The sequence below is a fragment of the Hyphomicrobium denitrificans ATCC 51888 genome (assembly GCF_000143145.1).
Classification (GTDB): Bacteria; Pseudomonadota; Alphaproteobacteria; order Rhizobiales; family Hyphomicrobiaceae; genus Hyphomicrobium_B; species Hyphomicrobium_B denitrificans.
On record NC_014313.1, the window covers coordinates 2863678 to 2876076 of the forward strand.

A 12399-nucleotide genomic window follows, 5' to 3' on the forward strand; every position below is an offset into this window, starting at 1 on the left:
GCCCGGCCCGGCAAACGGCGCGAGCGAAGGATCGTCGCAAATGGCGGCGGCGCGATCCGTTAAGGCCGCTTAAGCGGTTGAATGATAAATCTTAATTTACGTGGGATCGACGCTGCCTATCTATTCGGCAGCGTCGCTTTTCGCGATGCCGGGCGCTGCGAAGCGGCGGGCAATGTAATCCTCGACGATCGCCTTGAACTCGGTCGCGATATTCGGGCCGCGCAGCGTCATCGCCTTCTTGCCGTCGATGAAGACGGGGGCCGCGGGCGACTCTCCGGTGCCCGGAAGCGAAATGCCGACGTCGGCGTGCTTGCTCTCGCCCGGGCCGTTCACGATGCAGCCCATGACGGCGAAGTTCAGCGTTTCGACGCCCGGATACTGTGTCTTCCAGTCCGGCATGCGATCGCGGATCATGTCTTGTATGTCGCGCGCGAGTTCCTGGAACACGGTCGACGTCGTGCGTCCGCAACCGGGGCACGCCGCAACGACCGGGACGAACGAGCGGAGGCCCATCGTCTGCAACAATTCCTGCGCGGTGCGGACTTCCTGAGATCGGTCGCCGCCGGGCTCGGGCGTCAGCGAAAAGCGGATCGTATCGCCGATGCCGTTCTGCAGCAGAATGCCGATTGCGGCCGACGAGGCGACGATGCCCTTCGAACCCATGCCCGCTTCGGTCAAACCGAGGTGCAGCGCGTAACGGCCGCGTTGCGCGAGCATGTGATAGACGGCGATCAAATCCTGGACCGACGAGACCTTGCCGGAGACGACAATGCGGTCGGCACCGAGACCCATTTCCTCGGCGCGTTCGGCTGACAGCAGCGCCGACTGCACCATCGCTTCGTGCATGACGGCGCGCGCAGGCAGCGGTTCCGCGGCCTTTGCGTTCTCGTCCATCAAATGCGTGAGGAGTTCAGCATCGAGCGAACCCCAGTTGACGCCGATGCGCACCGGCTTGCCGTGCTTCATCGCCATATCGATGATGGCGCCGAACTGCTTGTCTTTCTTGTCCTTGAAACCGACGTTGCCGGGGTTGATGCGATATTTGTCGAGCGCTTCGGCGCAGTCGGGATTTTCGCCGAGCAGCTTGTGGCCGATATAGTGGAAATCGCCGATCAGCGGCACGGTCACGCCGCGCTTGCGCAGCTGATCGCGAATATGCGGCACGGCCTTGGCGGCCTCGTCGCGATCGACCGTGATGCGCACGAGCTCGGAGCCGGCGCGGGCCAGATCGGCCACCTGCTTCACCGTCGACGCGATGTCGGCGGTATCGGTGTTCGTCATCGATTGGACGACGACCGGCGCGCCGCCGCCGACGATCACGCCGCCAACGTTGACCGCGATAGTTTGATGACGCGGCTTCATCGTGATGCTGTCGCTGAGCGACATCAGCCAACCTCTCCATGCCCCATTGGCGACGTTCTAGCCTTGTCTGAGGCTTCCCGCCAGAAGGGATATGGCCGCGACAGTGCACATCGCGATGACAATGCTCGGGCCGCCCGGCAAGTCACTGGAAAGAGACAGCCAAAGCCCGAAAATCGTGCTCGCGACGGCGATCGCGGCAGCCAGTAAAACCATGCGGGCCGGTGTTCCGGATAGCGGCCGCGCGGCCACAGCGGGAACGACCAAAAACGCCATGACCAGCAAAATTCCCACGATCTTCATGGCGACCGCAATAACGACGGCGAGGAGAAGATCGAATGCGGCGCGGGTCAAACGCGGATTGAGACCCTCAGCCGTCGCCAGATCCTCGTGCAGGGATAGCCGGACGAGCGGCTCCCAGAGATAGAAAATCGCCGCCAGGACCACCGCTCCGCCGGCATACACCCAAATCAGGTCGGTCGAGGTCACGGCGAAGACATCGCCGAAGAGATAGCTCATCAGATCGATGCCCGGGCCCTTGGCGAGCGCGATGGCGACGATACCGAGGGCCAGCGTCGCATGGTGTGTGAGCCCCAGGGCTGAGTCGAGCGGCACGACGCGCTGGCGGCCGAGCATCGTCAGCACTCCGACGGCCGCGACCGCCGCGATGACGACGGCCAGCGTCAGATCGATGTGGAGCGCAAGTCCCAGCGCCACGCCGAGAAGCCCGGCCTGCGCCAGCGTTTCGCCGACGTAGGACATTCGGCGCCAGACCACGATGCAGCCGAGCGGCGCCGCAATCAGCGCGAGGCCGACGGCGGCTAAGAATGCGCGCAGGACGAACGGCTCAGGCCAGGACAGCACTCAGGAGCCTCGTCCGTCGGAATCGTCGGGCGCGAGCGGTTTCGGTTCGCCGGCGAGATCGTGGGCATGATCGTGATGGTGGCGGTAGACGCTCAACGACGACGCCCCCTTCGGGCCGAAGATGCGCGCGTATTCGGTGTGCTGGGACACATGCTCCGGCTCGCCCGAGCAGCAGACGTGACCGTTGAGGCAGATCACCCGATCGCTTTTCGCCATCACGACGTGGAGGTCATGCGAAACGAGCAGGATGCCGAGGTGGCGTTCGTCGCGCAGCTTGCCGACCAGTTCATAGAGTTCGGCTTCGCCCGCGAAATCGACGCCGCTCGCAGGCTCGTCAAGGATCAGCAGGTTGGGGCGGCGCAACAGGGCGCGCGCGATCAGAACCCTTTGCGTCTCGCCGCCCGAAAGCTTGGACAATTGCTGGTGCGCGGTCCGGCGCGCGCCAACGTCTTCCAGGGCTTTTGCAATGTCTTTTGCAGGCACAGGCCAGCCAAGTGCGAGAAAACCCTCGACCGTCATCGGGATCGCGGCGTCAACTTCGAAGCGCTGCGGGACGTAGCCTATGCGCGTTGCAACCGGACGAATGATCTCGCCGCGATCCGGCTTGTCGATGCCGAGGACGAGGCGCACCAGCGTCGTTTTTCCCGCGCCGTTCGGGCCGATGAGCGTAACGATCTCGCCGGGCAGGACGTCGAGATCGACGCCGGCAATCACATCGCGGCCGCCACGGCGCAGCCAAAGACCACGCGCCGAGATGAGCGCGTTGGCGACCGGCGCCGCATCGTGATTGTGTGCATGGTCGTGATTGTGGTCGTGGCCACAGCCCGCCGTGGCTGGCGAAGACGCGTGTCCGGTCTGTTGGGATAACGACAAACTCGATCTCTCCATCGGCAAATGCGGGCTCAAGCTTTGCGACGGCCGGCGCATTCATGGCAGGTGCCGGATACCTCAGCGAACCGGACACGCGGCTCGAATTTCGCGGTGTGGGCGGCGGAGTCGATCGCGCGAAAGATGTCGTCGCCGTCGACTTCCTGCACGGTGCCGCATTTCTCGCAGCTGAGGAACATCGGGCGGCGGCCGGTTCGCGGCCGGTGGAGCTGACGGCAGGCGAAGTATGCGTTCTTGCTTTCGAGGCGGTGGACGACGCCGGCTTCGAGCAAGGCGTCGAGCGCCCGGTAAATTGAAATGGGGGCCAGCCGCGTGCCCTTCTTCGCAAGGCGATCCAGGACTTCGTAGGCGCCGACGCTCGCCTGCGTCGAGGCGATCTCCTCGAACACCTTGCGCCGCAAGTCGGTAAAACGGAGGTTTTTCTCAGCGAAGATCGCGGTGGCCTGGTCGACGGACAGCTTGACCTTATCCCGTGAGCGTTGCACCTCACCTGTATCTGCTGTCATGAACAGTCCTCTGGACCGCGAAAGTTCAGTCATCATGGCCCGCATTGGGCGGCTGGACAATATAACATGTCGTGACCGGCCGCTATTCGGTTCAACGCTCGGACAGGGCCTTGCGAACCTTTTTTGGCTCTCGAAGCTTGACGTTACCGGCGGATCGACCACATGCGGTTGCATGTCCTTCCCCCGAGGATTTGCCGACTTTCAAGGACTTTCGCACGGGTGCGATATTTAAAGGATGGTCTGCCGCCAATCAGCCGCGTCATTTGCGCAAAATGGCGGCCAGTGATTCGCCCGTGCCCTAGCTGGGATTTTGCCCCCGATGGACGTCAAGCATCTGATTGACCTCATAAGTGAAAACGCCCGGCCGATCGGCACCGCGATTTTCCTGACGGCGGCCATTGCGCTTCTCTTGAGAACGCGCGTCGCGCGGCGGTTGCGCGACACGATCGAGGAAACGGTTTTCACGAACTGGCGGCTGGCGCTGCTCGGTACGACCGGCATCGTCCTCTCGGCGGCGGCCGGATGGCGGACCTGGGAAGGAATGTACAATTTCACCGGCGAGCCGCTGCTCTCCGGCATGGTGACGTTCGGCATCCAGGGCATCATGCTGATCGTCGCGTGGCTGATCGGCGAGAGCTTCGCGACGGGCATGAACACGCGGGCGCGTAAAGCCGACTCTTCTTCGCTCGTCAGCGCGTCCGTGCAGCCGTGGCTCGGCAGCGCGATCGGGCTTCTGCTTTTCATCACCGGGTTCGTGCTGTTCCTGCAATGGACTGGGCAGACCGACGTCAAGCAGGCAAACGTCGAAGGCCTCGGCTGGGCGAATGCGGGCGACAAGTTCCTGATGATCGGCGCGGGCCTGCTGATGGTGGCGCTGTTCGCGCTCTATGCGGCCAACGATCTGGTGCGGCCGTATCTGCAGGTCGCGCGAGTCATCATCCGCAATTCAATGCTGTGGCTGATGTTTCTCGCCTGCATGGCGACGAGTGTGTTCTTCTCGTTCGACAGCTTCTTTACCTCGATCTTCCCGCAGTCGGAGCGCGTTCGCGCGGCGGAGCTTCGCGCGCAGAACCAGGTTTCCGGCATCGTCACCGACATCGAGCATGCGCTCGCATCGCGCACCAACAGCTTGGCTGCGGACGTCTTCACGACCGACGCGTGGAAAGCCTATGACCAGGAACTCGGCGCGATCACGGAAGCCGCAGCGCAGTCTCAGGGCGCGATCGAGCGTTACGTGAATGCGCAAATCGAGGCGCGCAGCCGGGCCGTCAAGGAGCAGCAGGAGCGGATTTCTTCCGCCGAGGCTGGGCAAGCCGGACTCGCGGGACGCAAGACCTCGCTGACTGATGAAAAGTCTCGCCTCGCCGCAGAGCGTCCGGAGCTTGCGGCCGACTACGCGACGAAAAAATCCGAATTTGATCTGAAGACCAAGGACGTCGATGCGAAACGCGTCGAAGCGCTTGCGGAAGACAAAGGCGTCGAAGGCACGCTGAAAGCGGGCCGAGGTCCGATCTACCGCCAGCGGATGGCCGAACTTGCGATGGCGCAGGGCGCCGCCCAAATCGCGGGCGAGCGCATGAAAGACGCGCAGAAGCGTCTCAACACGGTCGAGACGCGGCTTGCGGCGATCGATGCGGAGCTGGCGACGCTCGACGGCGACCTCGCGAAATATAAAGGCGAAGCCGATACGGCGAAGCAGCGGATCGCTCTTTCCGATACTTCGGCGAAGGACGACAGCGGGCCGAAGATCGATCCGTCGAAAATCATGCCGACCTTCGACCGCGCGCGCTCAGAGTTCCGCGCCGATCCGAATACGGCGCGCCTCGCGACCGTGCAGCGGTTCTGCAACGATATCTACGGCGCGCTGGCGGCAACGCCAGAGACGAAACCGCTGCTCAATGGCATCGACTGCGATCCCAAGACCGTTTCGGATGCCGCATCCGGGCTCTTCGCATTGCAGTCCGGCACCAAGGTTTTCCAGGAGACGTGCGTCGGCGGCGAGCATCTCGTCGAGAACAAATCGACGGACGATCTGTATGCGTTCGCACGCCGGTGCCTGTCGGACAGCGCGCTGCCGAGCGAGGATACCGCGGCGCTGCGCTCGAAGATCAATCAGATCGAGCTGTCGCGCGATGACAAGGCGCATCGCTTCGTCGTGACGCTCAACGCGTTTCAGGACGGCAACCGTCTCGCGTATCTGGCGCTTGCCATTGCCATTGGTCTCGATGGCTTGATTTTCATGTCCGGTCTGTTCGGCGCGAATGCCGTGCGCTCGCCGCTGTCGGATATCCCGAGCTACAAATCGCGCTCGGGATCGCAGCTGGAAGCGACGATCAACGCGGCGCTCGGTGCGCATCCCTATGAGACGGCGTGGCTGACGCTCACGTCGTTCAGGCCGATCACGAACCAGGACGGATTTTCCGCGCTCGCCGATCTCAGCGCGATGGAACGCTCGCAGGCGGATCGCGTGCGCATGGTGCTGACGGCTGGCGCGGATATCGGCGCGGTCGAAACCGTCTCGCACAATCCCGAGCGCTACCGCGTGCGCAGCGAGCTGCGCGAATATCTTTCGAGCGTCGTCGACAAGCAATTCAAGACGGACGCTTCGGCAAAAGATCGGGCGCGCCTCGATCAGCTTGTATCTGCGGCGCTGGCTCCGCATCCGCGAGAGCATTCCGAAATCGTGCTCAACACGCTGGAACCGATCCGGGAGACGGAAGGCTTCACGTCGATGGTGACGCTGACCGAAATCGCCAACGAGTACGACTCGCGAGTCGTTCGCCGCGTGATGAATGCGGGATCGGCGGTCAAGGCCGTTGCGCCGGATCTCAAGATCGATGATCGCTATTACATCCGGCCGACGCTCTACGAAACGCTGCTGACGATCCGGGCGACGGCACCGGATTCGCCGCAATACCGGCTTGAGCGCGCACGCGCCGAAGGCTTCAGGGATCAACCGGCCATCGAAGGCGGAGAACTGCATGCGCTTCAGCCCGAACTTCAGTTCGAGCCTCGTCCGCGCGAGATCGAAAAGCCGAGACCGGCTCTGCCGCGCATCAGTCCGCTGTCGGACGAAGAGCGCGCGCGGCTCGTCACGCACTACCGAGAGGCCCTGCTCGATGCGATCCATCTCAGTTCCGATGTCGTTGACAAACGGCTGAGCCTGCCGCAATCGCGCGATGCGATCCTCGAAGCCTGGAAGATGCTCAACTCGCAGAGCAAGAAGAACGAAAGCCTCGGCATTCTGCTGCGTGCCTTCCAAGACGAGCAGGATCGGGTTCTGAGCGAAGTCTATTCGAGGCTGCGCAGGGAAACCGATGGCGACGAGCGCAAGCTGTCATTGCTCGATGGCATCGACGGGCGCGTGCGCGACGACCTTCTTCTCTACATGCTGTTCCCGGAAATGGGGCTTGTCCGCTATTTGATCGAGGAACTGGAGGCTGCTGCGCAACCGGACGACGGTCTCGTCCACGGCGAGCAGCAGCTCAAGGATCAGCTGAGATCGGTGCACGAGGCGCTCGACACGCTGAACCTCGACAATCCGCAATCGTGGGACGAGATACGAAAGCGGCTCGCCGTGCGGTCTGGACCTGATCTGCGGAATTTCTTCAACAGATCAAACGACCGTGACGAGCCGTCCGATAACGATGACGTGTGATTTCAGGCTTTGATCAGAGGGCGAACGGAACGACGTTCTGGCGCTGCGTGCCTAGGCCCTCGATGTTCAGCTCGACCACGTCGCCCGCCTTCAGGAACTCTCGCGGATTACGCGCGGTGCCGACGCCCGGCGGCGTGCCAGTCGAAATGATGTCGCCGGGTTCGAGAACCATGAATTCCGTGACGTAGGCGAGCAGGAAGGGAATGTTGAAGATCATCGTCGCGGTCGAGCCGGTCTGCTTGCGCACGCCGTTGACGTCGAGCGACATGGCGAGATTATCGACATTCGGGATTTCGTCCGGCGTCACCAGCCAGGGGCCGATCGGACCGAATGTTTCCGCCGATTTTCCCTTCACCCACTGCCCGCCACGCTTGCTCTGGAAGCTGCGCTCGGAAACGTCATTGCAAATGCAGTAGCCGGCGATGTAGTTCGCCCAATCCTTCGCTTCGACGTAGCGGGCGCGTGCGCCGATGACGAAAGCGATTTCGCATTCCCAATCGGTGTGGCGGGAATTGCGCGGGATCATCACATCGTCGTTCGGACCGCAGATCGACGTCGTGGCCTTGTTGAACAGGATGGGCTCGCTCGGGATTTCCTGGCCGGTCTCCTTGGCATGGTCGGCGTAGTTCAACCCAATGGCGATGAAGTTGTGCGTGCCGGCGACCGGAGGTCCGAGCCGAACGCCTTCCGGCGCCTTCGGCAGAGATGACGGATCGATGGCGGCGAGCTTCGCGAGGGCGGCTGGCGCGAGGTTGGCACCGGAAAAATCGGGAACATGCGCCGAGAGATCGCGGATGGTTCCGTCGCGGTCCACGATGCCGGGTTTTTCCGCGCCATGCGCGCCAAATCGAACGAGCTTCATAGTTGTTTTATCCCCTAGGCTTGCGACGGTGCTGGCATAGTCAGGGCGGATGACGCCCGCCGGGTGTCATAAACGATGCTCAAAGCGGCAACAATCATTGAAAGCCGACCCGGAACGCCGCGCATTTGGACTTATCGGCGCAGGCTGAGCGTTATTTCATTCGCATGCCGCGTGCGAACATGTTCGCAATTCGCGGGGTGATTGGGTGCTCGTCGCCAGAAAATATTATTGGCGAAATTTTGTCGGTCTCTGATCCGCGCAAGAACGATCGAAGAAAAAATTTCCGCGATGCAGACGTGCTGACCTTACCGAAAAGTATATGCGCCGTAAGAACCCGATCAGGCTCGCCGGAGTATCAAGCTCAGGCCTGGGCACCACCCAGGAAACCCGATTGAGGAGAGATACAATGATTTCCAAGCTTGTGCGCGGCGCGGTTCTCACCGGCGTGCTTGTTGCTTTTTCCGCTCCGATCGTCGCCAACGCTGCCGATGCGCCGATGACGAAAGCTGACTGCAAGAAAGCAAAAGACATGAAGTGGGACAAAACCACAAAAACCTGCGTCAAGAAATAAGACGTCTTCGGTTTGAATTCTATTGAGGCGATGGGCGCAAGCTCGTCGCCTCATTCGTTTTGCGCATCCGGTTCCAAGTGTTTCTCATTATTTTTCTTGCGGCTTTTACTGAATTGGCGGCCTGACATGATACAGGCGCGCTGCTATCTTTCGATGACGCGCAACGAGTATGGAGTTCGTCATGACGGCACGCCGCAGCCTGGCATCGGATATCTCCGGACTTACCAAGAAGCCGCCGCTCTCACGGCGCGACTTCATGAGCGCATCGGCGGCGATTGCCGCCGGCTACACACTCGCTGCCGGACCCGTTCGCGCCGAGGCAATCAAAACGGATACGAACGGTCTCGACGCCGGCATGAGCAACGTCAAAGTCGATGGCGGCGAGATGCCGTTATACTTCGCGCGGCCCGCCAATGTCGCGAAGCCTCCCATCATTGTCGTCGCGATGGAGGTTTTCGGATTGCACGAGTACATCAAAGACGTGACGCGCCGTATCGGCAAACTCGGCGCGCTTGCCGTCGCACCGGATTATTATTTTCGCAAAGGACAACTGGCGGGCATCAGCGAAATTCGAGACCTGATGCCGCTCGTCAATGCAAAGCCCGATGCGGAACTGTTCGCCGATCTCGACGCGACGGTTCGGTGGGCCGAAGCTCAGGGCGGCGACAAGGACAGGATCGGCATCATTGGATTCTGTCGCGGCGGGCGAGCGGTTTGGGAGTATTGCGCCACCAACGACGACGTGAAGGCAGGCGTCGCGTTTTACGGATCGCTGATCGATCCCCCGACGCAGAAACAGCTTTGGCCGAAAAGCCCGATCGAGATCGCGCCGGAGATGAAGGCTCCCGTCCTCGGACTTTACGGGGCCGAGGACCAGGGCATTCCGCCAGCGCAAGTCGAGCGGATGAAGGCCGCGCTTGAGGCGGCGGGAAAAACTGCTGAATTCAAGATTTACCCCTCGGCGGGACATGGCTTCCACGCCGATTATCGCCCGAGCTACAATAAGGACGCGGCCGAGGACGCGTGGCAGCAAATGACGAACTGGTTCAAGAGATGGAAAGTCCTCGCATAAGCTGCCCGTCTCTAGTGCTCCAACCATTCGACAAGAGGAAATGCGATGGCTGACTCAGCGGATCTTATCGAGATCAACAAGCGGATAAGCCTCATCCGTGATAACCTTCGCGAGCTTGTCGAGCAGGCTGCTGCCTATTCCGGAGCAGCCGATGAAGGTTTGACGTCTGAGCGCATCGCACAGCAAGAAGCGCAACTTGCGGCCCTCCTCAAGGAACGCGAAATGCTATCCGGCGGCGCGTAACGTCGCGACGCCGTTTATGACGAGGGGCGAGCCTGAATCTCGCCACGGAGTGCAGCGATAACGCTGGCGAGCGGGACGTCACATATCAGGTCTGAGTGCATGCCAATGAGCGATGCAAGCCGTTCGCTGCCCGCTGCTCTAACTATTCCCCGCAAAGCGACCATCGAAGGTTCACTCGAATTTCCCGGGCCACTCATCATCGAGGGCACGGTGCTCGGCGACGTGCGCTGCACGTCCGTGACCATCGCCGAGCGCGGGATTGTCGACGGCGCGGTCGTTGCCGATGCCGTCACGGTGCTCGGAGAGGTGACCGGAGAAATCTTCGCGAACCATCTGACGCTGAAGAAAGCTTCTTCCGTCGCCGCGAACATTTTTCACAAACATTTGTCGCTCGAAGACGGCTGCTATTTCGAAGGAAAGTCGCGGCGTCATGCCGATCCGCTGCAGCTGGCGACGTAACCCAGCATCCCGTTCCACGGCGGCGAGGAATTCTAGCGTTTGCGCGAGGCTCTCGTTTTCTCCGCGATAGCCGGCGCATTTATGTGCTCGCGCAAAAGCTCGGTCGCCCACTCGATGAATGCCTGAAGCCGGCCCGACAGATGGCGGCGATGGGGATAGACGATGTGGATGGGCATGGGCGGCGAACAGTATTTCGGCAAAACCTCCACAAGCTCGCCTCGCCGCAAATGCTCGCGCACGTCATACGACGGCACCTGGATCAGACCCAGGCCTGCCAGGCAGCACGCGATCAGCATTTCTGCGTTATCGACCGCGATCGACGGCGGGACGTTGAGCGATTGCAATCCCTTCGCATCAACGTACTGCCAAGGTTCGGGCTTGCCACCCGACGGAGGCATGTAAGCAATCGTACGATGCTTTCGAAGATCGCTCGGCCGGACCGGCACGCCATTGCGATCCAGATAATCCGGGCTTGCACAATTGATGATGTCGAGGTCGCCGATCCGTCGCGCGATGAGATTGGAATCGGCCAGATCTCCGACGCGCACCACGCAATCGATGCCTTCGAGCTGCAAATCGACCGTGCGGTCGGTGATGCCGATTTCGAGCGCGATGTTCGGATACTTCGAAACGAATTCCGGAACGGCGGGCGCGATGATCATTCGCCCGATGCGTCCCGGAACATTGACCTTTAGCCGTCCGCGCAGCTCGGCGTGCGCGGTTCGGAATAGGCCTTCGACTTCCTCATAGTCGTCGACGAGGCGGCTGCACTGTTCGTAGAACGCCACGCCGTCGTGCGTCGGTATTACACTGCGTGTGGTGCGGCTCAGCAGGCGCGCGCCGACAAGCTTCTCGAGTTCCTTGATCGCGATCGAAACCGTGGACCGCGGAATCGCGAGCGTTTCTGCCGCCTTGGTGAAGCTTTTGCAGTCCACAACACGAACGAACACACGCAGCCGCCCAAGCCTGTCCATGACGATTTCAATTGTTTGCAAATTCTGACCAGTGATGTCGAACTCAGCATATTTATACATGGATCGCAAACTGGAAAGGTGATGCCCATCGGATAGCCGATTTTCCGGCGACATCAGAGGAGCACGCGCACGCCATGGCGGATCACCAAATCAAAGGCAAAACCGTCATCATCGCGGGAGGGGCCAAAAACCTCGGCGGGCTGATCGCCAAGGATCTCGCAGCGCATGGCGCGAAGGCGATTGCGATTCATTACAATTCGAGCAGCAGCAAAGCTGACGCGGACGATACGCTGGCGGTCGTCAAGGCGGCCGGGACCGAGGGCGTCGCGTTGCAGGCAGATCTCACGACAGCGGGCGCGATGGAGAAGCTCTTCGCTGACAGCATTGCGGCGATCGGAAAACCCGACATTGCGATCAATACCGTCGGCAAGGTGCTGAAGAAGCCGATGGTTGATATCAGCGAAGCCGAATACGACGAAATGAGCGCAGTGAACGCGAAGACCGCATTCTTCTTCATCAAGGAAGCAGGCAAGGCGCTCAACGACAACGGCAAGATTTGCACGCTCGTCACGTCACTGCTCGGCGCATACACACCTTTCTACGCGTCCTACGCCGGAACCAAGGCGCCGGTTGAGCACTTCACGCGGGCCGCATCGAAAGAGTTCGGAGATCGTGGAATCTCGGTCACGGCCATCGGGCCGGGACCGATGGATACGCCGTTCTTCTATCCTGCCGAGGGCGCCGATGCGGTTGCCTATCACAAAACCGCGGCGGCGCTATCTCCGTTCTCGAAGGTTGGGCTGACGGATATCGAAGACATCGTTCCGTGGATCAGATTCCTCGTCTCGGACGGATGGTGGATGACCGGCCAGACGATTCTGGTCAATGGCGGCTACACGACGAAATAATGCAGCCGTCTACCCTGCACTGAGCCAGCGCGAAC

The 12399-nt window shown here is 61.3% G+C and carries 12 protein-coding genes; 6 read left to right on the forward strand and 6 right to left on the reverse strand.

Features of this window, described 5'->3' with window-relative positions; translation table 11 throughout:
- Nucleotides 1-120: 120 nt before the first annotated feature.
- From ispG to HDEN_RS13760, 4 genes are read right to left on the reverse strand one after another with little or no spacing between them, the layout of a single operon-like run.
- Complete coding sequence (ispG, locus tag HDEN_RS13745) at nucleotides 121-1386, reverse strand: flavodoxin-dependent (E)-4-hydroxy-3-methylbut-2-enyl-diphosphate synthase (protein WP_013216735.1); 1266 nt, start codon at nucleotides 1384-1386, stop codon at nucleotides 121-123.
- Nucleotides 1387-1419: 33 nt separating this feature from the next.
- Nucleotides 1420-2223, reverse strand: coding sequence for a metal ABC transporter permease (locus HDEN_RS13750; protein ID WP_013216736.1), 804 nt, complete (start codon nucleotides 2221-2223; stop codon nucleotides 1420-1422).
- The gene (locus HDEN_RS13755; RefSeq protein ID WP_245256648.1) at nucleotides 2224-3096 is read right to left on the reverse strand and encodes an ATP-binding cassette domain-containing protein; all 873 of its coding nucleotides are present in this window, start codon (nucleotides 3094-3096) and stop codon (nucleotides 2224-2226) included. It abuts the gene before it with no gap.
- A 29-nt stretch (nucleotides 3097-3125) separates the two neighbouring features.
- Nucleotides 3126-3617 carry a Fur family transcriptional regulator gene (locus tag HDEN_RS13760; protein WP_013216738.1) on the reverse strand — a complete coding sequence of 164 codons (492 nt, stop codon included), beginning with the start codon at nucleotides 3615-3617 and terminating at the stop codon, nucleotides 3126-3128.
- A 319-nt stretch (nucleotides 3618-3936) separates the two neighbouring features.
- On the opposite strand from HDEN_RS13760, the gene HDEN_RS13765 reads away from it, so the two are divergent.
- Complete coding sequence (locus HDEN_RS13765; RefSeq protein WP_013216739.1) at nucleotides 3937-7275, forward strand: hypothetical protein; 3339 nt, start codon at nucleotides 3937-3939, stop codon at nucleotides 7273-7275.
- A gap of 13 nt (nucleotides 7276-7288) precedes the next feature.
- Here HDEN_RS13765 and HDEN_RS13770 read toward each other — a convergent pair whose 3' ends face one another.
- Nucleotides 7289-8137, reverse strand: a complete 849-nt coding sequence (locus HDEN_RS13770) for a fumarylacetoacetate hydrolase family protein (protein WP_013216740.1) — start codon at nucleotides 8135-8137, stop codon at nucleotides 7289-7291.
- A gap of 406 nt (nucleotides 8138-8543) precedes the next feature.
- Between HDEN_RS13770 and HDEN_RS18195 the strand changes: the two genes are divergently transcribed.
- The 4 genes from HDEN_RS18195 (at nucleotide 8544) to HDEN_RS13785 (ending at nucleotide 10482) form a co-directional block, all read left to right on the forward strand.
- A complete protein-coding gene (locus tag HDEN_RS18195) occupies nucleotides 8544-8708 on the forward strand; it encodes a hypothetical protein (protein WP_013216741.1) in 165 nt (54 codons plus the stop codon).
- Between the two features lie 181 nt (nucleotides 8709-8889).
- Entirely contained in the window at nucleotides 8890-9780 is an 891-nt protein-coding gene (locus HDEN_RS13775) for a dienelactone hydrolase family protein (RefSeq protein WP_013216742.1), read from the forward strand.
- Nucleotides 9781-9825: 45 nt separating this feature from the next.
- On the forward strand, nucleotides 9826-10023 hold the full coding sequence (locus tag HDEN_RS13780; RefSeq protein WP_013216743.1) for a hypothetical protein: 198 nt from the start codon (nucleotides 9826-9828) through the stop codon (nucleotides 10021-10023).
- A 105-nt stretch (nucleotides 10024-10128) separates the two neighbouring features.
- Nucleotides 10129-10482 (forward strand): bactofilin family protein, encoded by a 354-nt coding sequence (locus tag HDEN_RS13785; RefSeq protein WP_013216744.1) that lies wholly within the window; start codon nucleotides 10129-10131, stop codon nucleotides 10480-10482.
- A 32-nt stretch (nucleotides 10483-10514) separates the two neighbouring features.
- Here the strand turns inward: HDEN_RS13785 and HDEN_RS13790 are convergent, their stop codons facing one another.
- Complete coding sequence (locus HDEN_RS13790) at nucleotides 10515-11456, reverse strand: LysR family transcriptional regulator (RefSeq protein ID WP_041922052.1); 942 nt, start codon at nucleotides 11454-11456, stop codon at nucleotides 10515-10517.
- Between the two features lie 134 nt (nucleotides 11457-11590).
- Here HDEN_RS13790 and HDEN_RS13795 point away from each other — a divergent pair, with 134 nt between their 5' ends.
- Entirely contained in the window at nucleotides 11591-12364 is a 774-nt protein-coding gene (locus tag HDEN_RS13795; RefSeq protein WP_013216746.1) for an SDR family oxidoreductase, read from the forward strand.
- The last annotated feature ends 35 nt before the right edge of the window (nucleotides 12365-12399 follow it).

What these genes read in the sequence shown, in the direction of transcription:
- ispG (WP_013216735.1), bottom strand. Translation starts at nt 1,386, where the DNA reads ATGTCGCTCAGCGACAGCATCACGATGAAGCCGCGTCATCAAACTATC.
- HDEN_RS13760 (WP_013216738.1), bottom strand. Translation starts at nt 3,617, where the DNA reads ATGACAGCAGATACAGGTGAGGTGCAACGCTCACGGGATAAGGTCAAG.
- HDEN_RS13765 (WP_013216739.1), top strand. Translation starts at nt 3,937, where the DNA reads ATGGACGTCAAGCATCTGATTGACCTCATAAGTGAAAACGCCCGGCCG.
- HDEN_RS13770 (WP_013216740.1), bottom strand. Translation starts at nt 8,137, where the DNA reads ATGAAGCTCGTTCGATTTGGCGCGCATGGCGCGGAAAAACCCGGCATC.
- HDEN_RS18195 (WP_013216741.1), top strand. Translation starts at nt 8,544, where the DNA reads ATGATTTCCAAGCTTGTGCGCGGCGCGGTTCTCACCGGCGTGCTTGTT.
- HDEN_RS13775 (WP_013216742.1), top strand. Translation starts at nt 8,890, where the DNA reads ATGACGGCACGCCGCAGCCTGGCATCGGATATCTCCGGACTTACCAAG.
- HDEN_RS13780 (WP_013216743.1), top strand. Translation starts at nt 9,826, where the DNA reads ATGGCTGACTCAGCGGATCTTATCGAGATCAACAAGCGGATAAGCCTC.
- HDEN_RS13785 (WP_013216744.1), top strand. Translation starts at nt 10,129, where the DNA reads ATGAGCGATGCAAGCCGTTCGCTGCCCGCTGCTCTAACTATTCCCCGC.
- HDEN_RS13790 (WP_041922052.1), bottom strand. Translation starts at nt 11,456, where the DNA reads ATGGACAGGCTTGGGCGGCTGCGTGTGTTCGTTCGTGTTGTGGACTGC.
- HDEN_RS13795 (WP_013216746.1), top strand. Translation starts at nt 11,591, where the DNA reads ATGGCGGATCACCAAATCAAAGGCAAAACCGTCATCATCGCGGGAGGG.